The sequence below is a fragment of the Bowdeniella massiliensis genome, assembly GCF_023634005.1.
GTDB classification, from domain to species: Bacteria; Actinomycetota; Actinomycetes; order Actinomycetales; family Actinomycetaceae; genus Bowdeniella; species Bowdeniella massiliensis.
In genome coordinates this window covers 36474-61699 of the sequence record NZ_JALIQR010000015.1, presented here as the reverse complement: position 1 = coordinate 61699, position 25226 = coordinate 36474, and the positions used below count along the sequence as shown (strand labels likewise).

The 25226-nt window shown below is 66.9% G+C and carries 25 protein-coding genes and 5 tRNA genes; 17 read left to right on the top strand and 13 right to left on the bottom strand.

Annotated elements, in window-relative coordinates; translation table 11 throughout:
* The first annotated feature begins 4 nt into the window (after window positions 1–4).
* Together rph and rdgB are read left to right on the top strand one after the other, a co-directional pair.
* Entirely contained in the window at window positions 5–745 is a 741-nt protein-coding gene (gene rph / locus MUN85_RS10745; RefSeq protein ID WP_250506687.1) for a ribonuclease PH, read from the top strand.
* Window positions 742–1449 (top strand): RdgB/HAM1 family non-canonical purine NTP pyrophosphatase, encoded by a 708-nt coding sequence (gene rdgB / locus MUN85_RS10740; RefSeq protein ID WP_431603561.1) that lies wholly within the window; start codon window positions 742–744, stop codon window positions 1447–1449. The genes rph and rdgB overlap by 4 nt, the downstream gene beginning before the upstream one ends.
* Here the strand turns inward: rdgB and MUN85_RS10735 are convergent.
* From MUN85_RS10735 to bcp, 4 genes are all read right to left on the bottom strand, one after another.
* Window positions 1402–1893: a DUF3054 domain-containing protein gene (locus MUN85_RS10735; protein WP_250506686.1), complete on the bottom strand. Its 492-nt coding sequence runs from the start codon at window positions 1891–1893 to the stop codon at window positions 1402–1404. The genes rdgB and MUN85_RS10735 overlap by 48 nt on opposite strands.
* A gap of 9 nt (window positions 1894–1902) precedes the next feature.
* A complete protein-coding gene (locus MUN85_RS10730; protein ID WP_250506685.1) occupies window positions 1903–2445 on the bottom strand; it encodes a DUF4916 domain-containing protein in 543 nt (180 codons plus the stop codon).
* A gap of 39 nt (window positions 2446–2484) precedes the next feature.
* Window positions 2485–2569, bottom strand: a tRNA-Leu gene (locus tag MUN85_RS10725).
* A 55-nt stretch (window positions 2570–2624) separates the two neighbouring features.
* Window positions 2625–3104, bottom strand: coding sequence for a thioredoxin-dependent thiol peroxidase (bcp, locus tag MUN85_RS10720; RefSeq protein ID WP_250506684.1), 480 nt, complete (start codon window positions 3102–3104; stop codon window positions 2625–2627).
* A gap of 114 nt (window positions 3105–3218) precedes the next feature.
* Here bcp and MUN85_RS10715 point away from each other — a divergent pair, with 114 nt between their 5' ends.
* Window positions 3219–3956, top strand: coding sequence for a YggS family pyridoxal phosphate-dependent enzyme (locus tag MUN85_RS10715; protein WP_250506683.1), 738 nt, complete (start codon window positions 3219–3221; stop codon window positions 3954–3956).
* Window positions 3957–4038: 82 nt separating this feature from the next.
* Entirely contained in the window at window positions 4039–5334 is a 1296-nt protein-coding gene (locus tag MUN85_RS10710) for an NAD(P)/FAD-dependent oxidoreductase (protein WP_250506682.1), read from the top strand.
* A 9-nt stretch (window positions 5335–5343) separates the two neighbouring features.
* On the opposite strand, the gene MUN85_RS10705 is transcribed toward MUN85_RS10710, so the two are convergent.
* Entirely contained in the window at window positions 5344–5565 is a 222-nt protein-coding gene (locus MUN85_RS10705) for an OmpA family protein (RefSeq protein WP_250506681.1), read from the bottom strand.
* A 94-nt stretch (window positions 5566–5659) separates the two neighbouring features.
* Window positions 5660–5732: transfer RNA gene (locus MUN85_RS10700), tRNA-Lys, on the bottom strand.
* A 104-nt stretch (window positions 5733–5836) separates the two neighbouring features.
* On the opposite strand from MUN85_RS10700, the gene MUN85_RS10695 reads away from it, so the two are divergent.
* Window positions 5837–6481, top strand: coding sequence for a hypothetical protein (locus tag MUN85_RS10695; RefSeq protein ID WP_250506680.1), 645 nt, complete (start codon window positions 5837–5839; stop codon window positions 6479–6481).
* On the opposite strand, the gene MUN85_RS10690 is transcribed toward MUN85_RS10695, so the two are convergent.
* Window positions 6478–9117: a DEAD/DEAH box helicase gene (locus tag MUN85_RS10690; RefSeq protein ID WP_250506679.1), complete on the bottom strand. Its 2640-nt coding sequence runs from the start codon at window positions 9115–9117 to the stop codon at window positions 6478–6480. The two genes, MUN85_RS10695 and MUN85_RS10690, sit on opposite strands and share 4 nt — an antisense overlap.
* Before the next feature lie 35 nt (window positions 9118–9152).
* Here MUN85_RS10690 and MUN85_RS10685 point away from each other — a divergent pair, with 35 nt between their 5' ends.
* Window positions 9153–9932 (top strand): fumarylacetoacetate hydrolase family protein, encoded by a 780-nt coding sequence (locus MUN85_RS10685; protein ID WP_250506678.1) that lies wholly within the window; start codon window positions 9153–9155, stop codon window positions 9930–9932.
* Here the strand turns inward: MUN85_RS10685 and MUN85_RS10680 are convergent.
* Window positions 9919–11085: a MalY/PatB family protein gene (locus MUN85_RS10680; protein ID WP_250506677.1), complete on the bottom strand. Its 1167-nt coding sequence runs from the start codon at window positions 11083–11085 to the stop codon at window positions 9919–9921. The genes MUN85_RS10685 and MUN85_RS10680 overlap by 14 nt on opposite strands.
* Window positions 11086–11140: 55 nt before the next feature.
* On the opposite strand from MUN85_RS10680, the gene MUN85_RS10675 reads away from it, so the two are divergent.
* The 5 genes from MUN85_RS10675 to MUN85_RS10655 all read left to right on the top strand — a co-directional run bounded on the left by MUN85_RS10675 (window position 11141) and on the right by MUN85_RS10655 (window position 15535).
* Complete coding sequence (locus tag MUN85_RS10675; protein WP_250506676.1) at window positions 11141–13633, top strand: ATP-dependent helicase C-terminal domain-containing protein; 2493 nt, start codon at window positions 11141–11143, stop codon at window positions 13631–13633.
* Window positions 13634–13645: 12 nt separating this feature from the next.
* Window positions 13646–15157 carry a glutamate--tRNA ligase gene (gene gltX / locus MUN85_RS10670; protein ID WP_250506675.1) on the top strand — a complete coding sequence of 504 codons (1512 nt, stop codon included), beginning with the start codon at window positions 13646–13648 and terminating at the stop codon, window positions 15155–15157.
* A 116-nt stretch (window positions 15158–15273) separates the two neighbouring features.
* Window positions 15274–15345: transfer RNA gene (locus tag MUN85_RS10665), tRNA-Gln, on the top strand.
* A 22-nt stretch (window positions 15346–15367) separates the two neighbouring features.
* A tRNA-Glu gene (locus MUN85_RS10660) sits at window positions 15368–15443 on the top strand.
* Window positions 15444–15459: 16 nt separating this feature from the next.
* A tRNA-Glu gene (locus MUN85_RS10655) sits at window positions 15460–15535 on the top strand.
* A gap of 39 nt (window positions 15536–15574) precedes the next feature.
* On the opposite strand, the gene MUN85_RS10650 is transcribed toward MUN85_RS10655, so the two are convergent.
* Genes MUN85_RS10650 through MUN85_RS10640 form a run of 3 tightly spaced genes read right to left on the bottom strand, consistent with a single transcriptional unit; the run spans window position 15575 to window position 17489 of the window.
* Entirely contained in the window at window positions 15575–15799 is a 225-nt protein-coding gene (locus tag MUN85_RS10650) for a helix-turn-helix transcriptional regulator (protein WP_092565224.1), read from the bottom strand.
* The gene (locus MUN85_RS10645) at window positions 15796–16632 is read right to left on the bottom strand and encodes an ABC transporter permease (RefSeq protein WP_250506674.1); all 837 of its coding nucleotides are present in this window, start codon (window positions 16630–16632) and stop codon (window positions 15796–15798) included. Before MUN85_RS10645 ends, MUN85_RS10650 begins: the two co-directional genes overlap by 4 nt.
* Window positions 16629–17489, bottom strand: coding sequence for an ABC transporter ATP-binding protein (locus MUN85_RS10640; protein WP_250506673.1), 861 nt, complete (start codon window positions 17487–17489; stop codon window positions 16629–16631). Before MUN85_RS10640 ends, MUN85_RS10645 begins: the two co-directional genes overlap by 4 nt.
* A gap of 120 nt (window positions 17490–17609) precedes the next feature.
* Between MUN85_RS10640 and MUN85_RS10635 the strand changes: the two genes are divergently transcribed.
* Entirely contained in the window at window positions 17610–18710 is a 1101-nt protein-coding gene (locus tag MUN85_RS10635; protein WP_250506672.1) for a glycosyltransferase family 4 protein, read from the top strand.
* Here MUN85_RS10635 and MUN85_RS10630 read toward each other — a convergent pair.
* Window positions 18707–19426, bottom strand: coding sequence for an IclR family transcriptional regulator (locus MUN85_RS10630; protein WP_250506671.1), 720 nt, complete (start codon window positions 19424–19426; stop codon window positions 18707–18709). The genes MUN85_RS10635 and MUN85_RS10630 overlap by 4 nt on opposite strands.
* 72 nt (window positions 19427–19498) lie before the next feature.
* Here MUN85_RS10630 and leuC point away from each other — a divergent pair, with 72 nt between their 5' ends.
* The 5 genes from leuC (at window position 19499) to MUN85_RS10605 (ending at window position 24707) form a co-directional block, all read left to right on the top strand.
* A complete protein-coding gene (gene leuC, locus MUN85_RS10625; protein ID WP_250506670.1) occupies window positions 19499–20905 on the top strand; it encodes a 3-isopropylmalate dehydratase large subunit in 1407 nt (468 codons plus the stop codon).
* 4 nt (window positions 20906–20909) lie between these two features.
* The gene (gene leuD / locus MUN85_RS10620; RefSeq protein ID WP_250506669.1) at window positions 20910–21530 is read left to right on the top strand and encodes a 3-isopropylmalate dehydratase small subunit; all 621 of its coding nucleotides are present in this window, start codon (window positions 20910–20912) and stop codon (window positions 21528–21530) included.
* Between the two features lie 75 nt (window positions 21531–21605).
* Window positions 21606–22931, top strand: coding sequence for a UDP-N-acetylglucosamine 1-carboxyvinyltransferase (gene murA, locus MUN85_RS10615; protein WP_250506668.1), 1326 nt, complete (start codon window positions 21606–21608; stop codon window positions 22929–22931).
* Window positions 22928–23677, top strand: coding sequence for a lysophospholipid acyltransferase family protein (locus MUN85_RS10610; RefSeq protein WP_250506667.1), 750 nt, complete (start codon window positions 22928–22930; stop codon window positions 23675–23677). Before murA ends, MUN85_RS10610 begins: the two co-directional genes overlap by 4 nt.
* Before the next feature lie 4 nt (window positions 23678–23681).
* Entirely contained in the window at window positions 23682–24707 is a 1026-nt protein-coding gene (locus tag MUN85_RS10605; RefSeq protein WP_250506666.1) for an NAD(P)H-dependent glycerol-3-phosphate dehydrogenase, read from the top strand.
* Here the strand turns inward: MUN85_RS10605 and MUN85_RS10600 are convergent, their stop codons facing one another.
* Window positions 24708–25220, bottom strand: a complete 513-nt coding sequence (locus MUN85_RS10600) for a hypothetical protein (RefSeq protein ID WP_250506665.1) — start codon at window positions 25218–25220, stop codon at window positions 24708–24710. It abuts the gene before it with no gap.
* Window positions 25221–25226: the final 6 nt, after the last annotated feature.

Here is a 25226-nt window from a genome sequence, read left to right as displayed (position 1 = left end):
AGACATGGCATTGTCTCGCGCTGACGGCCGCGCCGTCGACGAACTGCGTCCCATCTCCTTTAGTCGTGGCTGGCTGGATGCCGCCGAAGGCTCCTGCCTCGTGGAATTTGGCGGCACCCGCGTGCTGTGTGCTGCCTCCTTCACGCCCGGTGTGCCGCGCTGGAAGGTGGGCTCGGGCAGCGGCTGGGTGACGGCCGAGTACGCGATGCTGCCGCGCGCCACCTCCACCCGCTCCGCGCGCGAATCAGTGCGCGGCAAGATCGGCGGCCGCACCCACGAGATCTCGCGCCTCATCGGCCGCAGCCTGCGCGCCGTCGTGAGCCTGGATGCGCTCGGCGAGAACTCGATCACGCTGGATTGCGACGTGTTGCAGGCCGACGGCGGCACCCGCACAGCCGCGATCACGGGCGCCTACCTCGCCCTCGCCGACGCGATCGCCTGGGGCAAGGCCAACGGCCACATCCGCGAGCAGCTGCGGGTTCTCACGGACTCCGTCGCGGCGGTCTCCGTCGGGATCGTCGACGGCACCCCGTGCCTGGATCTGCCCTACGTCGAGGACGTCGCCGCCGATACCGACATGAACGTTGTCGTAACCGGCAGCGGGAACTTCGTCGAGGTCCAGGGCACGGCCGAGGGCGTCGCCTTCACTCGCGAGGAACTCAATGCGCTGCTCGATCTCGCCGTCGTTGGCACGAGCGAACTCACCCGGCTGCAGCAGGCGGCCCTAGCACAGGAGCTTTCATGACCGTTCCCACCGACGGCGTCCCGGGCGGCCAGATGGCCCAGGACCCCGGCGTCGATCTGACCTCCGCGCAGGTGCCGGACGGCGCCCGCCTCATCCTCGCCACGCGCAATGAGCACAAGGTCGGCGAGTTGCGCACGATTCTTGCCGAGGCGATCCCTGATCTGGCCGAGGAGGCGCTGATCTCCGCAGCCGACGTTGCCACTCCCGAGCCCGTGGAGGACGGCGATACGTTCGCCGAAAATGCGCTGCTGAAGGCCCGCGCTATGGCGCGCGCGACGGGGCTCATCGCGATCGCCGATGATTCGGGGCTCGTGGTAGAGCTCATGGGCGCGGCCCCCGGGATTTTCTCCGCGCGCTGGGCCGGTAAACACGGCGACGACGAGGCTAATAACGAGCTGCTGCTCGCCCAGATGCAGGACCTAAAGGAGCATGACCGCGACGCGAAGTTTGTGTGCGCGGCGGCGATCGTCACGCCGCAGGGGGAGGAGCACGTCGAGCATGGCGAGCTCAAGGGCCGGCTGCTCACCGCGCCGGTGGGCGATGGCGGTTTCGGCTACGATCCCATCCTGCAGCCCAACGGGCACGCACGCTCCCTGGCGCAGATGAGTGCGGCAGAAAAGAACGCGATGAGCCACCGCGGCCAGGCGTTTCGCGCGCTAGTTCCGCGAATCGTCGCCGCGCTTGCGCAGCAGGGCGCGCGCTAACCGCCAGCCAATAATCGTCACCGCGAGGAACGCGGCGGAGACGGCCATGAAGGCCGGAGCGTTCGTCTGCCCGAGGAACAGCCGCCCAAGCATGCCCACGATCCACGTCCCCGCGGCGACGGCAATGCCCGAGCTCGCCACCGCCATCGGGTGGAAATAGCGCACCACGAGCAGGTGCGTCATATACGTTCCGGCCAGGAACGGCATCGCGGTGGAAAGGATGTCCCCGAGCCCGAGCGACTCGCTGTGCGAGGCCCGGCCGATCACCGCGAGCGCCACGACGGCGAGCGTGTCGAACAGGAGCGCATACAGCAGCGTCGGGTCCGATGAGGCTCCGAGCGGGCGCGGACCATCGTCCGGCTCATCGACATTGCTGGCGTCGATCAGCCGATCCGGATCGGAATCGGGCAGGTGAGCGTCATCCATCGAGTCAGGGTGGGCCATGGCACCAGCCTATCGGCAGGACGCGGCGAGCTGGGCGATGATCTCCGCGTGCCCGCTCGCCAGCTCCGTTGCGAGCGAAGCGCTGCTGGCGTCGGCGATCGGGTACCAGTCAAAGCCGAGGCAATCGCCGTCGACCTGCACATCGCCCGCAATCGGTACGACGTAGACGAGCGAGACCGCGTGCTGGCGAGGATCGTAGGAGACCTGCCCTGCCTCGCCATCGAGGGTGTGCGGGAAGTACTGCCGCACGGTGAACGGCACAAGCGTGGTGGGCAGCTGGGGCAGCGCCATTGGCCCGAGGTCCTTATCGAGGTTGCGCTGCAGCGCCTGCCGGATCGTCTCGAGGTAGAGCACGCGGCCGGAGACGAGCGCCCGTTCGATGCGATCGGAGCGCGGCGCCCCGAGCAGCAGTCCGACGTGCGTGATCGCCCCATCGTCGGCAAGGCGCACAGGAATCGCTTCGACGTAGAGCAGGGGAACGGAGGCTCGGATGAGTTCGAGTCGCTCGGGATCGAGCCACGGGCCGCGGTCAGAGGACGCCACACCAGACATGTCTCGATTGTGCCAGCATGGCGCGCGAGTGTGCCAGCATGGTGCGCGAGGCGGGACTTGAACCCGCACGTCCGAAGACACTGGAACCTAAATCCAGCGCGTATACCAATTTCGCCACTCGCGCGCGCCCGAAAAACCGGGCGTCTTTACTGTAATGGACAACCGCCCGGAGGCGGAAACTAGTTCGCGACGCCGAGCAGTTTTGCCACGCGCGCCACATGCCCGGTGGCTTTGACGTTGTACAGCGCGTGCGCGACGGTGCCGTCCTTGGCGACGACGATGGTCGAGCGGATGACGCCGGTGACCGTCTTGCCGTAGTTCTTCTTCTCGCCCCAGGCGCCGTAGGCGCTCATGATCGACTTGTCCTCGTCGGAGGCGAGCGGGAAGTTCAGGCCCTCGGCTTCCGAAAATGCGGCGAGCTTGCTGATCGGGTCGGGCGAAATCCCGACGAGGCGGTAGCCGGCGTCCTTCAACGCGGAGTGATTGTCGCGGAAATCGCAGGCCTCGGTGGTGCAGCCGGGCGTCGCGGCGCGCGGGTAGAAGTACACGATGACGCCGGCCTCAGCCTGCTCCAGTAACCCATCGAGTGACACCGACCCTTCTACGGTCGGAAGAGTGAACTCGGGCGCAATATCGCCGGTGTCCAATCGCTTGCTCATCGCTGACCTTCCCTGAACGTCTCGCTACTAGCCATGAAACTATCACCAATCGCCCAGCTGGCTAAAACCAATGGGCGCGATGATCACGCGGGTGCGCTGGCGTATGGTAAGGGCGTGAATGAAACCGAGATTTGTCGCAATTTTGCGCAGGTGAGGACCGACGTGGCGCACCTGGCGGAGCAGGCTGGGCGCGAGGCGGAAAGCGTGGCGGTGATGTGTGCGGTCAAGACGCAAAGCGCCGAGGCGATTCGCGCGGTGATCGGATGCGGCGCGCGCGTGCTCGGGCACAACCGGGTGCAAGAACTCGTCGCGACGGGCAAGGATCTGCGCGCCCACGGGCTCGACGTCGAGCTGCACATGATCGGGCCGCTGCAGCGCAATAAGGTCAATCACACGCTGCGCTGGGCGACGGGCATCCAGACGCTGGATCGCGCTGAGCTGATCGAGCGCGTCGCAGACTCCCTTGAGCGCCTCGGCGGCGAGTCCGAGATTGCGCGACGGGGGCGCACGGCCCTGGACGTCATGCTCCAGGTCAACGTCTCGGGTGAGGAGTCCAAGAGCGGCTGCGAGCCTGCCGAGGCGCTCGAGCTCGCCACGCAGATCGGCGCCCGGGCAAACCTTGCGCTCACCGGCCTCATGACGATCGGGCCGAATACGGCTGATGCGAGCGCGATCCGCGGCGCCTACCGCCAGCTGCGGGAGCTAGCCGAGCAGATTCGCGCCAGCGGCGCTCCCGGCACCGGCGAATGCACCCAGCTGTCGATGGGGATGACGAACGACCTGCCGGAGGCCATCGCCGAGGGCGCGACGCTGGTGCGCGTCGGGCGGGCCGTCTTCGGGGAGCGGTCCTGACTGCCGCGAAATCTGTGCCAAGATAGACCTCATCATCCTGTGAGCCAGCTCATGGTCGAGCGCGAGTGAAGGTGAGGCAACTGTGGCGTTAGCTGCCCCGGGGTCCAAGGTCATTGTTATCGGCGCGGGCCTCGTCGGCCTGAGCACCGCGTTTTATTTGCGACGGGCGGGCTATGACGTCACCGTCGTGGAGCGCGATCAGATCGGCTCGGGTGCCTCGCGCGGCAATGCGGGCGAGATTACGCCGCTGACGGCCGTGCCGCTCGCGGGCCCGGGCATGATTGGCGAGGTCTTTAAGGGGCTCGTCTCCCGCTCCGGGCCGCTCACGTTGACGCCGCTGCGCGCCGCGCGCCTCATGACCTTCGGATTCGGCTTCATGAAATCCTCGCTGCCGACGTATACGAGCCTCGGCGTGGCGGCGATGGTGCAGCTCGGGGCCGGCGCGTTGGCTGCCTTCGACGAGCTCGCCGCGGCGGGCGTTGAGGTGAGCGGCGGTGGCACGGGCTTCCTGTACACCGCCGTGGACGAGGCCCACGTGCGGGCCTTCCACGAGGTGCTGACGCAGCGCTCCAAGTTAGGCGTCGCGGATGCGCCGGGTCCGCTGCTCACGGGCGAGGATCTCTGGCAGACCGAGCCGACGCTCTCGCGCGCGTGCACCGCGGGCTTCATCGACTACGGCGCGCGGTGGATCGATCCCGGTCGCTTCGTCGAAAGCCTGGGTGAGGTGGCAAAGGCCGACGGCGTGGAGTTCCTGGAAGGCGCCCGCGTCACGGGGCTGCACGCGGGCGATCACCCGAGCATCGACTACCTGCACCAGGGGACGCGAATCAACCTCGCCGCCGATCACATCGTCGTTGCCGCAGGCGCGTGGTCTAGCGAGCTGGTCAAACCCTATGGTGTCCACCTCGGCGTCATTCCCGGAAAGGGCTACTCCTTTACCGTCGCCGCCGACGAGCTGCCGCGCCACCTCATTCACCTCTCCGATGCGCGCACCGTGCTCGTGCCAATTTCCGGCGCGCTGCGCGTCGTCGGAGCGATGGAGATCGACGGCACCTATGAGGCCTTCCACCCCGATCGCATCACGATGATCAAGCGGGTGACGGCGCCGCTGGTGCGCGGGATTCGCTGGCATGACACGAGCCATGAGTGGGTCGGGCCGCGGCCAATGACCGCCGACGGGCTGCCGATCATCGGGCAGCACGCCAAACTGCCGGGCGTCACGCTCGCCACCGGCCACAACATGCACGGCCTGAGCCTCGGGCCGGTCACGGGCAAGGTCGTCGCGCACCTGCTGAGCGGTACGGACGTCGAGATCGCAGGGCGGGACGTCGAGGTAGAGAAATTCTCGCCGTCCCGCCTCACGCGGTTGCTGTCCTAGCGGCGCTCGCTAGGGCGCCTCGTCGGCGAAGGTGAGGAGGATGTCGACGCGGCGGTTGAGCGCGCGGGCGGCCTCGACCTCCTCCGCGCTGCCGCTTTCCTTGGCGATCGGCACCGTCGCGCCCTTGCCGGCGGCGGTGATCGTGACCTCGCCGAGCGCATCCTTCAGCGCTGCCGCGACGGCCGCGGCGCGATCGTTGCTGAGCTTCTGATTGTCGACGGCGCCCTGCACGGAGTCGGTGAAACGAAAGAAGCTAGCGGGTTACGCCCGTTGAATGTGCCATAGATATGACGATGCCCCCGGCGTGCTGCCGAGGGCTTTCGTGTGCGCCAACAGGGACTCGAACCCCGAACCCGCTGATTAAGAGTCAGCTGCTCTGCCAGTTGAGCTATTGGCGCGGTGTCTTTCGACCTCAGAAACATTACCGCGCGCTTTGCCGAAAAGACAACTCGGAAACCCCCGATATCGGGCCGCTGTGCGTAAGCTCACCTAAGCTGGCGATATGGTCGAGCGTTTCGGGTGGTTGCGGGGGATAGCGATCCCCACCTCCGTGGCGCTCGCGGTCCTTGCGCTGCTGATCGCGATGGCGCGGCCGGTGCTGGGGTTCGTTGCCGAGAGCATTGACGCGGCGACGCTGGGCGAGCAGCTGCGCGCGCCGGGGGCGCCGAGCGGGGCGGCGATCGCGGCGTTTGCGGCGGCGGTGGCGATCTTTGCGCTCGCGCCGCTCGGCGCCTTTGCCCTGTGGTTTGTGCGGCGTCGTACCGGTTGGGGCGCGGCGGCGCGCTTTGTACCGGTGGCGATCGTTGTGCTCGTGCTCGTGCCCGTCGTGATCTCCACGGTGCGCGCGGTGCAGGATTGGTGGGTCCAGGGCGGAGAGCTCGTGCGGATCCCGACGTACTTCACGCGCTGGTTTACCTCCCAGGCGAGCGTCGCGATGGACGTGGCTGCGGCGCAGGTGATGGGGCCCGCGATCGCGGGGGCGATCCTTGCCGGGTGGGTGGTGCTCGCCGCGACGATCCTCATCGGGGCCTTCGTCCAGCCCGGGCGCGAGCGTGAGGATTGGGTCTTTTCCTATCCCGTGGCACTCGGCTCGGTGGCGTTAGCGCTGCTCGTCGGTGTCGTGGGCGGCTGGGTGCTGCTGGTCTAGGCGCCGACCTCGGCCACGCGGCCGGCGAGCAGCACAGGGCGGCGCTGCTCATCGGAGGCAGCCAGATCGACAAGGACGCGCAGCGACCAGGCGTGATCGTCGTGCGGGTCCTGCAAGATCTGGGTGACGGCAAGCAGGCGCTCGGTATCGGCGTAGGACTCATCGAAGCCGAGGAGGTGGAGATCGGCGGCGTCGGGATCGGGTGCGAAGGTCAGGTAGGAGGAGCCGCGCGCCTGCGGGCCGGTTCCGATCCATTCGTATTCCTCGAAGTACGGGTCGATCGCATCGGCCCAGTCGTCGGCGGAAAAATCGCGCGCGGTAAAGCGCTCGGCGAGTTCGTCGTAGCGTTCGCGATCGAGCAACTGGAGGACATCCATGAGCTCGCTGCGGATCGCGGTGCGCAGGGCATGCGGGTTGGCGCTGAATGCGACACGACCGGACTCGTCGGCGCCAAAGGCACGTTCGGCGCCGTCGGTCGCGTCGGGATCGACGCGGCGATCGGTATCTGGATCGGCGAGCTGTTCCCACTCGTCGAGCAGGGAGGAATCGACGGCGCGGATGAGGGCGGCGAGCCACTCGATGATGCCGGCCATTGCCTCGGTGCGCGCGGCCTCGGGCAGGATCTGGCGCAGCGAGCGGTAGACGTCGGTGAGGTAGCGCAAGACGACGCCCTCGCTGCGCCCGACGTCGTAGCGAGAGATGAGGTCGGAAAACGTCATCGCGTTCTCGATCATCTCGCGTACGACGGACTTAGGCTGCAGCTCGCGGCCAAGGACCCACGGGTTGGTACGCGAATAGGTGGCGAAGGCCGGCTCGAGCAAGTCTTTCAGCGGTTCGGGCCAGGTCACCTCTTCCAGCAGGGCCATGCGCTCGTCGTAGTCGAGTCCCTCGGCCTTCATCGCCGCAATCGCCTCGCCGCGGGCCGCGTTGCGCTGCGCGTACAGCAGCGGCATGGGGCTCTCGCAGACGGCCTCGATGACCGAGACGACGTCGAGCGGGTAGGTCTCGGATTCGGGTTCGAGCAGTTCGATGGCGGCGAGCGCGAACGGGGAGAGCGGCTGGTTGAGCGCGAAATCCTCGGGCAGGTCCGCCGTCAGCCGCAGGCGCGGCGTGCCCTCGCGCCTAGCCTGCTCGCTGGAGACGTGTTCGATGACGCCCGCCTGGCGCAACGAGCGGATGACGTGGACGGCCTCGCGCAGCAGGTGGTTCGACTCGCCGACCTGCTCGTGGGTGGCGCTCAGCAGGTGGTAGAGATGGGCGACGGGATCGCCCGGGCGCGCCAGCACGGAAAGCACGAGTGCGTGCGTGACCTCCATGTGGCTGGTGAGCGGCTCGGGATCGGCGGCCACGAGGCGCTCGAAGGTCGATTCCGTCCAGTTCACGACGCCGACGGGCGCCTTCTTGCGCGTGATCTTCTTGACCTTCTTGGGGTCGCCGTCGGCCTTTTTCAGCGCGGCGGCGTTCTCGATGACGTGTTCGGGGGCCTGGACGACGACGTCGCCCATCGTGTCGAAGCCCGCGCGCCCGGCGCGCCCGGCAATCTGGTGGAATTCGCGCGCGCTGAGGTGGCGTTCGCGCACCCCGTCGAACTTGGTGAGTTTGGTCAGCACGACGGTGCGGATCGGCACGTTGATGCCGACGCCGAGGGTATCGGTGCCGCACACGACGGCGAGCAGGCCCGATTGGGCGAGGCGCTCGACGAGGCGGCGGTAGCGCGGGAGCATGCCCGCGTGGTGCACGCCGATGCCGCGGCGCACGAGCTTGGACAGCGTCTGGCCAAAGCCCGGCCCGAAGCGAAAATCGCCGAGGGCCGCGGCGATCTTTGCCTGCCGGTCCTTATCGATCAGGGTGACGCTGAGCAGGGCGCTCGCGCGTTCGACGGCGTCGCGCTGGGAAAAATGCACGACATAGACGGGCGCGCGGTGGGTGTGGACGAGCTCGTCGAGGAGTTCGTGGATGGGCTCGATCGAGTAGGAGAAGTTCAGCGGCACGGGACGGGTGGCGCTCGTGACGGTGATGACCTCGCGGCCGGTGCGATCGGTCAGGTCGCGTTCGAAAAATGCCGTGTCGCCGAGCGTTGCCGACATGAGGATGAACTGGGCGTGCGGGATCTCGAGCAGCGGCACCTGCCACGCCCAGCCGCGCTGCGGGTCGGAATAGAAATGGAATTCGTCCATCACGACGCTATGAACGTCGAGGTTCTCGCCCTCGCGCAGGGCCTGCATGGCGAGGATCTCCGCGGTGCAGCAAATGATCGGAGCGCCCGGGTTGACGGCCGCGTCGCCCGTGATCATGCCGACGTTGGCGGAGCCGAAGAGGTGGATGAGGTCGAAGAACTTTTCCGAGACGAGGGCCTTCAGCGGCGCGGTGTAATAGGTGCGGCCGCCCGCCGCCAGCGAGTTGAGGTGGGCGGCGAGGGCGATCATCGACTTGCCGGAGCCCGTCGGGGTAGCGGCGATCGTGTGCGCGCCAGAGACAATGGCGAGGGTGGCCTCGGCCTGGTGGTCGTATAGCGGGCGGCCGCTGCGCTCGGCCCAGTCGGCAAAGGCGCTCGCGATGGCGTCGGGATCGGCGCTGAGCCCCGCGTCTTCCAGGTCGTCGAGCACAACGTTGAGGGCAGGGTTCAGCGCAGACATGCCCCCATCATCCCAAATCGACGTAGGCTTGCCGCATGAAGATCGCTCGGTTCACTCACCACGATGACATTGCTTATGGCGTTCTTGACGGCGAGGACCTCGTCGTCCTGCGCTCCGATCCGCTGTTTGCGGGCTTTGAAACGACGGGCCGGCGGGTGCGCCTTGACGATGTGCGGTTGCTCTCGCCCGTCATTCCGCGCTCGAAGGTCGTCGGGATTGGCAAGAATTATGCCGATCACGCGGCGGAGATGAACTCGCAGGTGCCGAGCGAGCCGCTGATGTTCTTCATCCCGAACACGGCGGTCATTGGGCCCGATGATCCGATCGTGCTGCCGCCATGGGATGACGTCATCCACCACGAGGCCGAGCTCGCCGTCGTGATCTCCCGGCCGTGCAAGGACGTGCCGGTTCAGCGGGCGCACGAGGTCATTTTTGGTTACACCGTGGCAAACGATGTTTCCGCGCGCACCGCGCAGCGCAGCGATACCACGTGGGCGCGGGCCAAGGGCTTTGATACCTCGTGCCCACTCGGGCCGGTGCTCGTCATCCCCGAGTCCGCCGAGGAATTCGATCCCGCTCATGCGGACGTGCGCTGCCTCGTCGATGGCGAGGTCCGTCAGGAGGCGAACACCTCGGACATGATCTTCTCGATCCCCGAGCTCATCTCCTATGTCACGAGCGTGTGCTCGCTGCTGCCGGGCGACGTCATCCTCACGGGCACGCCGGCCGGGGTGGGCGAAATCCGGCACGGCGAGCGCGTGACGTGCGAGGTGGCGGGGATCGGCGAGCTGACGAACCCGGTTATTCGCCGGTAAGCGCGCGTGCTATGCGGTCAACGACCGCCAGGCAGTTATCGGGCGCCATCGCGAGGTTGATGCGCGCGTGGCCGGGCGCGCCGCAGTCCTCGCCGTCGTTGATCGCGACCTTGGCCTGCTCCAGCAGGTAGGCGCCGGGGTGCTCGCAGCCATAGGGCCGCAGATCGACCCACGCGAGGTAGGTGCCCTCCGCGGGGGCGTGCACGGCATCGGGGAGGGCCTCGGCCAGGCGCGCGGCGAATAGGTCGCGGTTCGCGCGCAACACGCCGGTGACCTCGGCCAGCCAGTCATCGGAGGCGTCGTAGGCGGCGACGGCGCACTTGACGCCGAGCGGGCTCGCGAGGTGCTCGTAGTGCTGGATCCACTCATCGAGCTCGGCGGCGTCGTGATCGTTGGAGACGATCATTTGGGCGCATTTCAGGCCGGGAATGTTCCAGCCCTTGGAGTTCGACGTCGCCGTAATGGTGTGTGCCGCCGCGGTGGGGGAGATAGAGGCGTAGGGAATGTGGCGCCGCTCGGGATCAAGGACGACGGGGCCGTGGATCTCGTCGGCGAATACGCGCGCGTCGTGCTTAGCGATGATGGCCTCGACCTTCTGCAGTTCCTCCCGGGTAAGGACGCGCCCGACGGGATTCCACGGGTTGCACAAGATCAGGAGGCCGCCGCTGGTGGCGAGGGCCGCGTCGATTCCGTCGAGGTCCAGCGTGTAGTGCCCGGCCTCATCGCGCAGGCCCGGCACTTCGATGATCTCGCGCTTGAAAAGCTTGGGCTGGGTGAGGAAGGGCATGTAGCTCGGGGTCGGGACGACGACGGGCTGGCCGGGCTCAAGAAAGTGCAGGATTGTTGCTTCCAGCACGGTCAGGACGTCGGGAAACAGGCAAACCTGCTCGGGAGTGATGTCCCAGCCGTAGCGGCGCTGATGCCAACGGGCGGTGGCGGCCTTCGCGTCATCGCGCGCGCAGATGGGCAGGTAGCCAAACGCGCCCTTATCGACCTCGGCGCGAATCGTTTGGGCGATCGCGGGGGAAATGCCGAAGTCCATCTCGGCGATCCACGCGCCGATCGTGCCGGGGAAGGCCGTCCACTTCAACGAGCCTCGCTGCGCCATATTCGCGGCGGTGTAGGCGGAAAAATCGTCAAAGTACGTGGACATCGCCACTGTTGCCCCTTCGGCGTCGTTGCTGGTGTTCCTGGTCTACCGTACAAGCATGCGCACCTTGCAGGACATGCTTGACGGCTCCGCGTTGCCCGCGGCCTCGCTCGCGAATGAGCTGAGCGCGCTTTCGCGAGCTGTCATCACGGCTCCGCCCGGCTCTGGTAAGACTACCTTGGTGCCGGTCATGGCGGCTATCCGCGCGGGCGGTCGAGGACGCATCGTCGTGGCCGAACCGCGACGCATCGCCGTGCGGGCCGCAGCCCGCCATCTGGCAGGGCTCGCGGGGGAGCACGTCGGGGGCCGGATCGGGTATTCCGTGCGCGGCGATTCCCGGCGATCCCGCGAAACGGTGATCGAGTTTGTCACGACGGGGCTGCTAGTGGCGCGAATGGTGCACGAACCGGACCTGGCGGGCGTGAGCGCGGTGATCCTCGATGAAGTTCACGAGCGCAGCCTGGATACCGACCTCGCCCTCGCCTTCGCGCTGGATATCGCCGATCTGCGGACAGACCTGGATGTGTGGGCAATGTCGGCGACGACGGATGCCGCGGCGCTCGCTGAGCTCATGTCCGAAGGCGAGCGGCCGGTCCCCGTCGTGAGTGCGCAGGGCAGGCTCTACGACGTCGATACCGAGCTCATTGCTCCGCCGACCAGGCTGCGCGCGCTCGATGAGCGCGGCATGACGCGGGAGTACCAGGCTTACGTCGCCGATCAGGCGGTGGCGGCCATGAATGAGGTGGCAGGGCGCGGTGAAGCCGGAACGCTGCTCGTCTTCGTGCCCTCGGCGCGGGACGTCGACGCCGTCGTCTCCCTCGCGCGCGGACGCACGCGCGCGCAGGTACTGCCGCTGCACGGCCAGCTACCGGCAGCTGAGCAGGATCGCGCGATCGCCCAGAGCAACGAGCCGCGCATCGTCGTGACGACCGTCGTCGCGGAGACGGGGCTGACGGTGGCGGGCGTCGTCGGGGTGATCGACGCGGCACTATCGCGGCAGCCGCGCTATGACGCCGCCCGCGACGCCGCGCGACTCGTGACGGTGCGGGCCTCCAAGGCGTCGATGACGCAGCGGGCGGGCCGCGCCGGCCGCACCCAGGAGGGTTTTGCTCGCAGGCTTATCGCGCCCGGCGAGTACGCCGCGCTGCGCCCGGCCGATCCACCCGAAAGTGCGACGGCGGATCTCACCGGCGCCGCCCTGACGCTCGCGGCCTGGGGCGATGAGGATGGCTCGGCCTCGCGCCTGCTCGACCCGCTCCCACCTGCCGCGCTCGCCCAGGCGCAGAACAACCTACGGGCGCTTGGTGCTCGCGATAGCGCCGGCCGCCTCACCGACCTTGGCCGGCGTCTAGCGACCTTGCCCCTTGATCCGCGCCTCGGGGCGGCGCTCCTCGCGGGAGCCGACCTCATTGGTGCGCGCCGAGCCGCAGCCCTCACCGCAGCGCTGGACTCGGGACGCCGCGCTCCTGGCGGCGATGCTCGCCTCTTACCGCGCCCTCGCGAGGATGCCGGCGCTCGCGATCGCCTGCTGCGTGCCCTGGGCGGTGAATCTAGCCAGCCGCCGGGCAGGCCGGAGCTCGATAACGACGCGGCCCTCGCGCTGCTCATTGCCCGCGCGCACCCCACCTTCATCGCTCAGCGGCGAGAGGGCCAGGACCGGCGCTACCTCACTGCGGGCGGGCTCGGCATCGAACTCGCCGCTGATTCGCCGCTCATCGGCGCGCCGTGGCTCGCGGTGGGCGAGGTCCAGCGGATTGCCGATACCTACCTCGTGCGCACCGCGGCGCCGCTGCCCGCAGATCTCCTGGAGCTAGCGGGCGCCCACCTCATGACGACGACGCTCGAGCACCGCATCGAGGACCGCCGCATCCGCGCCACGCGCGTTGCGAGCCTCGGCAAGATCCCGCTGCACCGCGAAGGCACCGGCCCCGATCCGGACGAGGCGGCGGCGCTGGCGCGTGACCTCATTGCCGATCACGGCACTGCGATCGTCGCCGATCCCGGCGATGCCCTCACTAGCCTCCTCGCGCGCCTCGCCTACCTGAGAAGGGAGCGCGGCGAGCCCTGGCCGGACTTCTCACCCGCCGCCATCGCCGCCCGCCCCGAACTCCTCGCCTCCTGCGCGGCGCGCCTGGCTGCCGGCCGCAGCGCGCGCCGCGAAGATCTACGCACCGATATCCAGGCCGCCCTGCCCTGGCCGGAGGCCGCCCACCTCGATGACCTCGTCCCCGAGCGCCTCACCCTGCCCTCGGGCCGGAGCGCCACCGTGTCCTACACCCCCGACGGCCCGCGCCTTGCCGCCAAGCTCCAAGAGTTCTTCTCCGCCACCGCCTCCCCGGCGATCCTTTCGCGCCCTGTTACCCTCGAACTGCTCGCGCCCGGCGGCCAAACGCTCGCCACGACGGCGGATCTTGCCTCGTTTTGGACCTCCGCCTATCCGAGCGTGCGCGCCGAGATGCGCGGCCGCTACCCGAAGCACCCGTGGCCCGAGGATCCCCTCAGCGCCGAGCCCACCCGCGCCACCAACCGCGCGCTTCGCAAGCGTGGCTAAACTGGAAGCACCATGGACACCACTGCTGTTACTTCTGCCCCCGACGCGCCCGTGCGCGTCCGCTTCTGCCCTTCCCCGACGGGCACGCCCCACGTCGGAATGGTGCGTACCGCGCTGTTTAACTGGGCCTACGCCCGGCACACCGGTGGCACCTTCGTCTTCCGGATTGAGGACACCGACGCCAAGCGTGATTCGGAGGAATCCTTCGACCAGATCATCGACTCGCTCACCTGGCTCGGTCTGACCTGGGATGAGGGGGTTGGCGTCGGCGGCCCGCACGAGCCCTACCGGCAGTCCCAGCGCATGGATATCTACCGCGACGTTGCCGTGCGCCTGGTGGAGGCCGGCTTCGCCTACGAGTCCTTTTCCACTCCGGAGGAGGTCGAGGAACGTCACCGCGCCGCCGGACGCAATCCCAAGCTCGGCTACGACAACTACGATCGGGAGCTCACCGAGGAGCAGAAGGCCGCCTTCCGCGCCGAGGGCCGCGAGCCCGTCATCCGCATGCGCATGCCCGAAGAGGACATCACCTTCACGGACCTCGTGCGCGGCGATGTGACGTTCAAGGCCGGCTCCATCCCCGATTACGTCATCGTGCGTGGCAACGGCGATCCCCTCTACACGCTCGTCAACCCTGTCGACGACGCCCTCATGGAGATCACCCACGTCCTGCGCGGCGAGGACCTGCTGTCCTCCACACCCCGCCAGGTTGTGCTCTACCGCGCGCTGGAAGCGATCGGCGTCGCGAAGTACACGCCGGCCTTTGGCCACCTGCCCTACGTCATGGGGGAGGGCAACAAGAAGCTGTCTAAGCGCGATCCGGAGTCCAACCTGTTGCTCCATCGCGAGCACGGCATGATCCCCGAGGGCTTGCTGAACTACCTCGCGCTGCTCGGGTGGTCGATCTCCCCGGATAACGACATTTTTACCGCCGAGGAGATGGTCGCCGCCTTCGATATTCACGACGTCAATCCGAATCCGGCGCGCTTCGATATCAAGAAGTGCACGGCGATCAACGCCGACCACATCCGGCTGCTCGCCGAGGACGACTTCGCGCGCCGCTGCGTGCCCTACCTGAATGCCGCGGGCCTCGTCCGCGCCGAAAGCTACGAGCAGCTGAGTGAGCGCGAGCGCGAGATCCTCACGGCCGCCGCCCCCCTCGTCCAGACGCGCGTCCAACTCCTTGGCGAGGTCCCGGCGATGATGGGCTTCTTGTTCACAGACTTGGACGCCCTGACCTACGACGAGAAGGCCCTGGCCAAGCTTCGCCCGGAAGCGAGCGACGTGCTTGCGCGCGCAATCGAGGCGATCGAGGAGACCGAGTTCACGACTCCGGCGCTCGAGGCGGCGCTGCGGGAAGCCATCGTCGAGGGCATGGGCATCAAGCCGCGCTTTGCCTTCGGGCCGCTGCGGGTCGCCGTCACTGGCCGCCAGGTCTCCCCGCCACTGTTCGAATCGATGGAAATCCTGGGTAAGGAGGAGTCCCTCGCCCGCCTGCGCGCGCTCGCGCAGCGCCTGTCCTGAGTTCAGGTGAGGTCTCTCACCCTCAGATGATTTGGGGAACGAGACGCGCTCAGGTAGATTAATCCTTCGGTTGGCCTTCGGTGACACTTCGCCGTAATCCGTAGGCCAATCACCCTTGGGGTATGGTGTAATCGGCAGCACGACTGATTCTGGTTCAGTTAGTCTAGGTTCGAGTCCTGGTACCCCAGCGACAACGTCACCATTGTCCTTGCCCCCATCGTCTAGTGGCCTAGGACGCCGCCCTCTCACGGCGGTAACGCGGGTTCGAATCCCGCTGGGGGTACCAACAACTGGAGAGCTAGGCCCCCATCGTCTAGTGGCCTAGGACGCCGCCCTCTCACGGCGGTAACGCGGGTTCGAATCCCGCTGGGGGTACCAATAGAAAAGGCCCGCCGGTAAGGCGGGCCTTTTCGCGTCTTAGCTCAGTGGTGGGAAATCTTCCAAGGAAAACACCGACTCGACGGGGACGTCGAAGAATCTGGCGATTCGCAGCGCCAACACGAGCGAGGGGGAGTACTCCCCGCGCTCCAGGTAGCCCACCGTCTGATAGTGGACTCCCAGCGCATCGGCGAGCTGCCGGCGCGAGACCTTGCGGTCCGCCCGCAACACGGCGATCCGGTTGTGGACGAGATCCTCACTCACGAGACCGCCACCTGGGAGCGGAGCTTCTGTTGCAGCGTCGTGAGGGAGGAGATCGTCTCGGAACGGAACGAGCGTCGAATGACAAACACGACAAGACCATAGCCAATGACGGTCCACGCCAGGAGGATTCCGACCGCGAGGTACGGCATGAACGTGCCCGAGGGCTCGAAGGTTGCATCGCCGTTCAAGAACAGGTAGCGCGCAAGGTGGCCCGACCAGTACAGCGGGAAAACCTGTTGGATGAGCTGGGCCCAGGTGGGTAGCAACGCGAGTGGAAAGAACACCCCGGAGGTGCAAAAGATGATGAGAAAAGCCAGATAGGCAAAGAGCATCGAATACGAGCCACGCACCAGCGCGCCGAGGATGAAGCCGATCGGGCTACATGCGGCGACGATGAACAGGGACAACCCGATCGCCGTGACCAGCTTCGCTGCACTGAGGGGAAGATCGTCGAGGAGCAGGGCAGCGCCCCCAATGATGAGGACCTGGTATACCAATGTCACGATGGTCGCGTTGGTGGTTTTCGCGATCGCCCACAACAGCGGGCCATAGGGGACGATGCGGACGCGTAGCAGCGTTCCGGACACTCGCTCGGAGTACATCTCCGACATGACTTGGACCGCCACGAAGGCGCCGTTCGCTCCGATGATTCCCGCGATCATGTAGGTGCCCGGGGTATACATGCCCTCCGAGCCTTTGGTCATGAAGGAGGCCAGGGCAAGGTAGACGGCGGGCACGAAGATGAAGGCGACGACGCCGCCTCCGAGGAGTTGTGGGCGAAGATCGGCCCAGACGTTGATGCCAATGGCGCGGAGTGCGTCAGGGAGTTTCATGCGGCGGATCCTTCGGTGTTCATGAGGGAGAGATAGGCGTCTTCCAGGGTCGGGCGCGTGATCGTCAAGTTGCTGATCTCCTCGAGCGGGAGAGTGGCGACGAACGACTCGACAGCGTCGGTGGCGTGAACGTGGGTGCGTCCGTCGCACTGCCACGTGATTTGCGCCTTGCCGACAAGTTGCTCCCGTAGCTGCCACGGGGCGGCATCGGCGATGATCCGGCCCTCCTTGAGCACGATGATGCGGGTGGCTACTTTCTCCGCCTCATTCAGATCGTGGGTCGTAAGGAAAACCGTGACGCCGTCATCGACGGCGGCGCTGAGCAGCTCGTGAATCTGGGATTTGCCGACAGGATCCAGACCGGTCGTCGGTTCATCGAGCAGCAGGATCTGGGGTGAGGTGAGGAGAGCGGCCGCTAAGTCCACTCGTCGGCGCTGGCCACCGGACAGGGCGTTCAGTCGGTCATCGACCTTCTCGGTCAGTCCGACGGCGGCCACGATTTCGTCGATGTCGCGCACCGACCTACCGGATGCCTGATTGGCGGCAGCGATCCATCGGAGCTGCTCTCGAACCTGCCACTTTGGGTGGTCGGCCCAGTGCTGGAGGACGAGCCCGATCCGGGTAAGGAAATCGGCGCCGGCCTTCTTGGGGTCTTCGCCCAGAATCCTGACCGTGCCTGCCGTTGGGGACAGGGTGCCGACAAGGTTTTCCACCAGGGTGGTCTTGCCGACGCCATTGGGGCCGAGGAGTGCGACGATCTCGCCGCGATTGACCTGCATGGTGACGTCGTGCAAGACCTGGGTTTTCCCGTAGGAGAAGTCCACCCCCTGGGCCTCGATCATTACTGAGGCTGTCATTCTTACTCCTCTAGGTAGCTCAACTATCGGATGTAGTACTTATACTACATTTTATCGGAGGCGTGCAATAGTCTGTCGGGTCAGGGCAGCGGTGTCGGCGAAGCGCGGCACAATAGAGAAATGCGAATTGCGCTCGTTTCGGACTGCTACCCGCCCCGGCTTGGGGGGATTGAGACCCAGGTGAGTTCGCTCGCGCGGGCGCTCGTCACCAATGGTCATGAGGCCACCGTCATTACGGCGACGCCGGCTGGCCCCGAGCGCGGTGAGCACACGGAGACTGTCGATGGCGTGCGGGTGACGCGGTTGACGGTACGGCTTCCGGGGGAGCTTCCCGTGAACCCGTGGGCGAAGCCGCGGCTAACCGAGCTGCTTGCCGCCTTTGATGCGGTCCACATCCACACCGGCATCGTCTCGCCATTTGCTCGCCTGGCAACAACAGCGTGCCTGGAGGTTGGCAGGCGAGCGGTGATCACCTGGCATTGTCATCTCGGCGATGCCCGCGCGTGGTATCGCTTTGTCAACCCGTTGCAGCAATGGCACGAGGCGGGGATGGTTCTTACCGCGGTCTCGCGCGCTGCGGCCGACGCGATTGAGCGGGCGGCTCGGGGGCGCGTTGCGGTCGGGGTGCTACCGAACCTCATTGAGCGCGAGCCGTGGGACGCGATCCGGCGCGGGGATCATCCGAGCGCTGGCAGGCGCGGGCTGCGGCTCGTGACGGCGACGCGGCTCGCGGGGCGCAAGCGGGTGGTGCCACTGGCGCGGCTCGTGGGGCGAGCAGCCCAGAAGGCGCCGATGTCGCTCGATATTTTCGGCGACGGGCCGCAGCGAGAGGAGGTAGAACGCCTCATCCGGCTGGGGGCGCCGGTCACGCTTCGGGGGCGCGTCGGGCCGGTGGAACTCGCCGCCGCCTATCGCGAGGCCGACGTGTTCGTCTCGCCCGTCGTGAAAGAAGCGTTCGGCATCGCGGCGCTCGAAGCGCGGGCCGCTGGCGTGCCGGTGATCTATCGCGCGGGTTCGGGCGTGGAGGAGTTCATTGAGCACGGCGTTGCCGGGCTGCGGGTGGAAAGCGATGAGGAGATGTCCGCGGCGCTTGCCATGTTAGCGAGCAGCCCGGAGCGGCTTGCGGCGCTACGCGAGCACACACTCGCGACGCCAGTTACCCACACCTGGCAGGAAGGGTTCGGTCAGTTCGTCGCCGCCTACCGCAGCGTGCAGCGCTAGTGTTCGGTGCGCTGCATGACCTGCGAGAGCCGGTTCGCGGCGGCGACGACGGCTTGGGCGTGCAGGCGAGCGGGTTGGCGGCCCATGCGCTCGATCGGGCCCGAAACCGAGACGGCCGCAATGACGCGACCGGAGGGGCCGCGCACCGGTGCGGAGACGGAAGCAACGCCGGGTTCGCGCTCGCCGACGGACTGGGAAAAGCCGCGACGCCGCACCGCCGATAGCACCGTCGCCGTAAACGAGGCGCCATGCAGGCCGCGGTGGAGGCGGTCGGGCTCCTCCCAGGCGAGCAAGATCTGGGCGGCAGAACCGGCGAGCATCGAAAGCGTGGCGCCAACGGGGATGGAATCGCGCAAGCCCATCGGGCGCTCGGCGGCGGCCACACAAATACGGTGGTCGCCCTGGCGGCGGTAGAGCTGGGCCGATTCTCCGGTGTGATCACGCAGCACCTTCAAAATGGGGGAGGCAGCAGCCAGGAGGCGATCCTCGCCAGCGGAGGACGCCAGCTCGCCGAGGCGTGGCCCTAGGACGAAACGCCCCTGCATATCGCGCGCGACGAAGCGATGATATTCCAGGGCGACCGCTAGGCGATGCGCGGTTGGGCGGGCAAGTTTTGTTGCGCTGACCAATTGGGCCAGCGTTGCCGGTCCGGACTCCAGGGCCCCCAGCACTAGCGCTGCCTTGTCAAGAACGCCAACACCACTCGAGTTGTCCATAGCCTAATACTTTCATCTCAGAGCGTGAGACGCAAGTGCGTTCAGACTCATTGATTAGGGAGATTAACCACCATGCTAGGCACATTGGCGGAAAAAGTGTGGCGAGACCACGTGGTGCGTCGCGGAGAAGCAGGCGCGCCTGACCTCCTGTACATCGACCTTCACCTCGTCCACGAGGTGACCTCACCGCAAGCCTTTGACGGCCTACGACTTGCAAACCGGCCCGTCCGTCGGCCCGATCTCACGATCGCGACCGAGGACCACAACACGCCCACCGAGGACATTTTCGCGCCCATCAAGGATCCCGTCTCGCGCATTCAGATCGAGACGCTGCGCAATAACTGCGAGGAGTTCGGTATCCGGTTGCACCCGCTTGGCGACGACGAGCAGGGCATCGTGCACGTCGTCGGCCCGCAACTGGGCCTGACCCAGCCGGGCATGACCGTCGTGTGCGGTGACTCCCACACCTCCACGCATGGCGCCTTTGGCGCGCTTGCTTTTGGTATCGGCACCTCCGAAGTCGAGCACGTGCTCGCCACGCAGACGCTGCCCCTGACGCCGTTTAAGACCATGGCGATCACGATTGAGGGCGATCTGCCCGAGGGCAGCACCGCGAAGGACATTATTCTGGCGGTCATCGCGAAAATCGGCACCGGCGGTGGCCAGGGCTACGTCCTGGAATACCGGGGCAAGGCCATCGAGCAGCTGTCGATGGAAGCCCGCATGACGATCTGCAATATGTCGATCGAGGCCGGGGCGCGCGCCGGCATGATCGCGCCCGATGAGACAACATTCGAATACCTCAAGGGCCGCCCCCACGCTCCCACCGGCGCGGATTGGGATGCGGCCGTCGCCTACTGGAAGACGCTGAAGACCGACGAGGACGCAACCTTCGACGCGGAGGTCACGCTGAATGCCGCGGACCTCGAGCCGTTCGTGACCTGGGGGACCAACCCTGGCCAGGGGCTGCCGCTGTCTGGCTCGGTGCCGGACCCGAAGGACGTGGCCGAGGACGCCGAGCGCGAAGCCGTCGAGCAGGCGCTGGCCTATATGGACCTCGCGCCCGGCACGAAGCTGCGAGACATCGCGGTGGACGCGGTCTTCATCGGTTCGTGCACCAACGGCCGGATCGAGGACCTGCGCGCCGCCGCCGAGATCATGCGGGGACGCACCAAGCATCCCGATGTGCGGGTGCTCGTCGTGCCCGGATCTGCCCGGGTGCGCCTGCAAGCCCAGGCCGAGGGACTCGACCAGGTCTTTACCGACTTCGGGGCGGATTTCCGCTTCGCCGGCTGTTCGATGTGCCTGGGAATGAATCCCGATCAGCTCGCGCCCGGCGAGCGCTGCGCGTCGACGTCGAACCGGAATTTTGAGGGCCGGCAGGGCAAGGGTGGCCGCACCCATCTCGTCTCGCCGCTCGTGGCCGCCGCCACCGCCATTCGAGGCACCCTGTCCTCGCCCGCGGATGTGAAGGAGTAACGTCGTGGAGAAGTTCATCACCCATAGCGGCATTGGGGTGCCGCTGCGTCGCTCCAACGTCGATACCGATCAGATCATTCCCGCGCGCTATCTCAAGCGCGTGACGAAGACCGGCTTTGAGGACGCACTGTTTGCAGCGTGGCGCTCCGATCCGAACTTCGTTTTGAACCGCGCGGAGTACTCCGGCGGCTCGGTTCTAGTCGCCGGCCCCGATTTTGGCACCGGCTCCTCGCGCGAGCATGCCGTATGGGCGCTGCGCGACTATGGCTTCAAGGTGGTCCTGTCTCCCAAGTTTGCGGATATTTTCCGCGGAAACGCGGGCAAGCAGGGGCTCGTCGCGGGTGTCATTAGCCAGGCCGATGCCGACCAGCTGTTCAAGATTTTGGAAACAGAGCCGGGAACAACCGTCAGCGTCGACCTGCAGCAGCGCACCGTGACGTGTGGCGTCTTCGTCTGCCGATTCACCATCGATGACTACACCCGCTGGCGCCTCATGGAGGGCCTGGATGACATCGCGCTGACGCTACGCCACGAGGCGGACATCACCGAGTTTGAACAGCATCGTCCGTCGTTCAAACCGGCAACCCTACCGCCGCGAACGTCACCCGCTGTTCACCAGGCATAATAGGGGCGGCCCGCCTTAAGGTGGGGCCAGGCAGCTATTCGATTCAGCCCCGAGCTGCCGGGCAGTGAGGACGACATGAAATCGGTGCTCCGAGTTAACGGCGGCCGGCCGCTCGTCGGTGAGATTACCGTACGCGGTGCGAAAAACTTCGTATCGAAGGCCATGGTGGCATCCCTGTTGGGAACGAGCCCATCGGTCATGCGCAACGTCCCAGAGATTAACGACGTCCAGATCGTCGCCGGTCTCCTTCAGCTGCACGGCGTGGCCGTCTCCTGGGATCAGGCCGAGGGCGTCCTGTCGATGGACCCCACGAACGTCGACCTGGCGGGCGTCGGCGAAATCGAGGCGCATGCTGGCTCCTCTCGCATTCCGATCCTGCTGTGCGGCCCGCTGCTGCACCGGCTCGGGGAGGCCTACATCCCGGACCTTGGTGGCTGCCGGATCGGTGACCGGCCGATCAACTACCACCTCGATATCTTGCGCAAGTTTGGCGCGGAGGTCGAAAAGTACACCGACCGCGGCATCCAGCTGAGCGCCCCCAATGGGCTTGTCGGGACGAAGTATGAGCTGAACTACCCGTCGGTCGGGGCCACCGAACAGCTGCTGCTGACGGCGGTGCTCGCCGAGGGCAAGACCGAACTGCGTAATGCGGCAATCGAGCCAGAGATCATGGACCTCATCGCGGTGCTGCAGAAGATGGGTGCGCTGATTTCCGTCGACACCGATCGCGTCATCCGCATCGAGGGCGTCGAGCAGCTGCAGGGCTTTAACCACACCGCGCTGTCGGATCGCATCGAATCCGCCTCCTGGGGCGCGGCGGCGCTCGCGACCGGTGGCGAGGTCATGGTTCGCGGTGCGACGCAGCCCGAGATGATGACCTTCCTTAATACCTTCCGCAAGGTCGGCGGCGACTTCGACATCACCGATGACGGCATCCGCTTCGTGCATCCGGGCGGGAAGCTGCGCTCGATCGTGCTGGAAACCGACGTCCACCCCGGCTTCATGACCGACTGGCAGCAGCCGCTCGTCGTCGCCCTGACCCAGGCCGAAGGCCTGTCGATCGTGCACGAGACCGTCTACGAAAATCGCTTCGGATTCACCTCGGCGCTGCGCAAAATGGGCGCCCACATTCAGGTGTATCGCGAGTGCCTCGGCGGCACGCCGTGCCGCTTCGGCCAGCGCAACTTCTACCACTCGGCGGCGATCTCCGGCCCGACGCCGCTGACCGCGGCCGATATTACCGTGCCCGACCTGCGCGGGGGCTTTTCCCACCTCATCGCGGCGCTGACCGCCCAGGGCACGTCCAACGTCCAGGGGATCAAGATCATTAACCGCGGCTACGAGAACTTCCTCGGCAAGCTCGAAGCGCTCGGCGCGGATGTCGAGATGGTCGAGCCGTGACGCGCAAGGTGGCCGGGCGGACCTATCCGCCGATGTACCGCTTTATTGAGGCGATTGCGCGCCCCGCGATGGCACTGTACACCAAGGCCGAGTGGTCCGGCGGCGAGAACCTGCCGCGCACGGGCGGCTTCGTCGCGGTCTCCAATCACGTGACGAACATTGACGCACTGACGTTCGCGCACTTCATGGTCGGGCACGATATTCCGGTGAAGTTCCTCGCGAAGTCCGAACTCTTTCAGGTCCCGGTGCTCGGCTCGATGATCGGCGCGGCGCACCAGATCGAGGTCAAGCGGGGCACGCGCGATGCGCAGGCCGCGCTATCGCAGGCGCGTCGCGCGCTGCGGGCGGGCGAGTGCGTCGGGATTTTTCCCGAGGGCACCCTCACGCGCGATCCGGACATGTGGCCGATGAAGGCGAAGACCGGGGCGGCCAGGCTCGCGCTGGAGACGGGTGTGCCCGTCATCCCCGTCGCGCAGTGGGGCACCCAGGACGTGATCGAGCGCTATGGCGTCAAGCCGAAGCTCGGAATCAAGCACCCCGTGCAGGTCATGGCGATGCCGGCCGTGGACTTGGCCGACCTGCGACAGGAGCCGCTGACGGCGCAGCTCGCACGCGAGGCAACGGTTCGCATCATGGCCGACCTGACGCGCGGCGTCGCCGAGCTGCGCGGCGAAGAGCCGCCGGGTCACGTGTGGGATATCGCCATCGATGGCGACCCGCGGCCGAAGAAGGGGAAGGCTAGCTAGGGGCATGCACCTGCCAGATCTTGCTGCCGCCTCGCCGCGAATCGCCGTCCTCGGTACCGGCGCCTGGGGAACCGCATTCGCGAAGGTGCTCGCCGATGCCGGCCACGAGTCCCTCATGTGGGGACGCAATGCGGCCTGCGTCGCCGAAATCAACGACCACCACCACAACTCTGCGCGGCTACCGGGCTTCCCGCTGCCGCCCGGGGTGCGCGCCACGACTGACATCAACGAGGCGACCGATGGCGCCGATGTCATCGTCGTCGCGGTACCGGCCCAGTCCGCGCGCGACGTGCTGGCGACGATCACCAACGCCGGGGACGATACGACGTGGGTCTCGCTCATGAAGGGCGTCGAGCTCACGACCGATCAGCGAATGAGCGAGGTTATCGCGGAGGTCACGGGCGCCGAGCGCGAGCGCATCGTCGTCGTCTCCGGTCCGAACCTGGCTAAGGAGATCGCGGCGTGCCAGCCGACGGCCACCGTCATGGCGTGCGCCGATGCCGAGCGTGCCGCGCGGGTCGCGGCGCTGACCGTGACCGACTATTTCCGCCCCTATACGAACACCGACGTCATCGGTGTGGAGCTCGGTGGTGCGGTCAAGAACGTCATCGCGATCGCCGTTGGAATGGCGACCGGCGCCGGTTTCGGCGATAACACCAAGGCCACACTCATCACGCGCGGGCTGGCCGAAATTACGCGTCTCGCGCTCAAGCTCAGCGCGGATCCGAAGACGATGGCGGGCCTGGCAGGGATGGGTGACCTCGTCGCGACCTGTGCCTCCCCGCTCTCGCGCAATCACACCTTCGGCGCCCATCTGGGGCGCGGCATGAGCGTGTCAGAGGCGATTGCGGCGACCGGCGGCACCGTCGAGGGCGTGAAATCTTCGCGCTCGGTCCAGCACCTGGCGCGCAAGCTCGGCGTCGAGATGCCGCTGACGGACGCCGTCGTGGCGGCATGTTACGACGGGATGGACCTGCACACGATGATGCGAGCGCTGCTTTCGCGCCCGCACAAGGACGAACGCGGCTAGTTAGTTGCCCGCCAGCCAGATGACCTGGCTGCCGCCGCAGCGCTGGGCCGTGGCGGCATCAAGTTCCGCACTCGCGTCGTATTCGATGCCTTCCAGGTCCACGAGCTGGCCGAAGCGGTACGTGGCCGAGCCGATCGTCACGGCATCGGCGCCGTCGTAGCTCGCCGAGGCGGGCGCCAGGATCGGGACCGGGCGGCCGCCGCCGGGTACGGGGACGAACGCGATACAGCCGCCCTGGCCGACGACGATCTTGCCGTGCAGCGTGGATGCATCCTGCGGACCCTGCTCGAGCGTAAGCAGGACCTTGTCGGCGCTCTCAGTGGTGCTTACCTCGCCGCCGGTGGCCGTCGTCGTCGCGGTCGGGCTGGCGCTTTCGCTCGGGGAGGCGTTCGCCGCAGGCGTCGTCGTCGTTGGAGCGCTCGGCGACGAGGTGCCAGATGGGGAGACCGATGCGGTGCAGCCAGCAACGGCGAGGGCCGCAAGGGCGGCGGCAGCAATGATCGAGCGACGCATGTGAGC

Bases quoted from the DNA above. Each gene is read 5' to 3' on its own strand.
- MUN85_RS10695 (WP_250506680.1), top strand. From the start codon at position 5,837: ATGGTCGAGCGTTTCGGGTGGTTGCGGGGGATAGCGATCCCCACCTCC.
- MUN85_RS10685 (WP_250506678.1), top strand. From the start codon at position 9,153: ATGAAGATCGCTCGGTTCACTCACCACGATGACATTGCTTATGGCGTT.
- MUN85_RS10735 (WP_250506686.1), bottom strand. From the start codon at position 1,893: ATGGCCCACCCTGACTCGATGGATGACGCTCACCTGCCCGATTCCGAT.
- MUN85_RS10690 (WP_250506679.1), bottom strand. From the start codon at position 9,117: ATGTCTGCGCTGAACCCTGCCCTCAACGTTGTGCTCGACGACCTGGAA.
- murA (WP_250506668.1), top strand. From the start codon at position 21,606: ATGAAATCGGTGCTCCGAGTTAACGGCGGCCGGCCGCTCGTCGGTGAG.
- bcp (WP_250506684.1), bottom strand. From the start codon at position 3,104: ATGAGCAAGCGATTGGACACCGGCGATATTGCGCCCGAGTTCACTCTT.
- MUN85_RS10630 (WP_250506671.1), bottom strand. From the start codon at position 19,426: ATGGACAACTCGAGTGGTGTTGGCGTTCTTGACAAGGCAGCGCTAGTG.
- rdgB (WP_431603561.1), top strand. From the start codon at position 742: ATGACCGTTCCCACCGACGGCGTCCCGGGCGGCCAGATGGCCCAGGAC.
- MUN85_RS10600 (WP_250506665.1), bottom strand. From the start codon at position 25,220: ATGCGTCGCTCGATCATTGCTGCCGCCGCCCTTGCGGCCCTCGCCGTT.
- gltX (WP_250506675.1), top strand. From the start codon at position 13,646: ATGGACACCACTGCTGTTACTTCTGCCCCCGACGCGCCCGTGCGCGTC.
- MUN85_RS10605 (WP_250506666.1), top strand. From the start codon at position 23,682: ATGCACCTGCCAGATCTTGCTGCCGCCTCGCCGCGAATCGCCGTCCTC.
- MUN85_RS10730 (WP_250506685.1), bottom strand. From the start codon at position 2,445: ATGTCTGGTGTGGCGTCCTCTGACCGCGGCCCGTGGCTCGATCCCGAG.
- leuC (WP_250506670.1), top strand. From the start codon at position 19,499: ATGCTAGGCACATTGGCGGAAAAAGTGTGGCGAGACCACGTGGTGCGT.
- MUN85_RS10675 (WP_250506676.1), top strand. From the start codon at position 11,141: ATGCGCACCTTGCAGGACATGCTTGACGGCTCCGCGTTGCCCGCGGCC.
- MUN85_RS10680 (WP_250506677.1), bottom strand. From the start codon at position 11,085: ATGTCCACGTACTTTGACGATTTTTCCGCCTACACCGCCGCGAATATG.
- MUN85_RS10645 (WP_250506674.1), bottom strand. From the start codon at position 16,632: ATGAAACTCCCTGACGCACTCCGCGCCATTGGCATCAACGTCTGGGCC.
- MUN85_RS10640 (WP_250506673.1), bottom strand. From the start codon at position 17,489: ATGACAGCCTCAGTAATGATCGAGGCCCAGGGGGTGGACTTCTCCTAC.
- rph (WP_250506687.1), top strand. From the start codon at position 5: ATGGCATTGTCTCGCGCTGACGGCCGCGCCGTCGACGAACTGCGTCCC.
- MUN85_RS10635 (WP_250506672.1), top strand. From the start codon at position 17,610: ATGCGAATTGCGCTCGTTTCGGACTGCTACCCGCCCCGGCTTGGGGGG.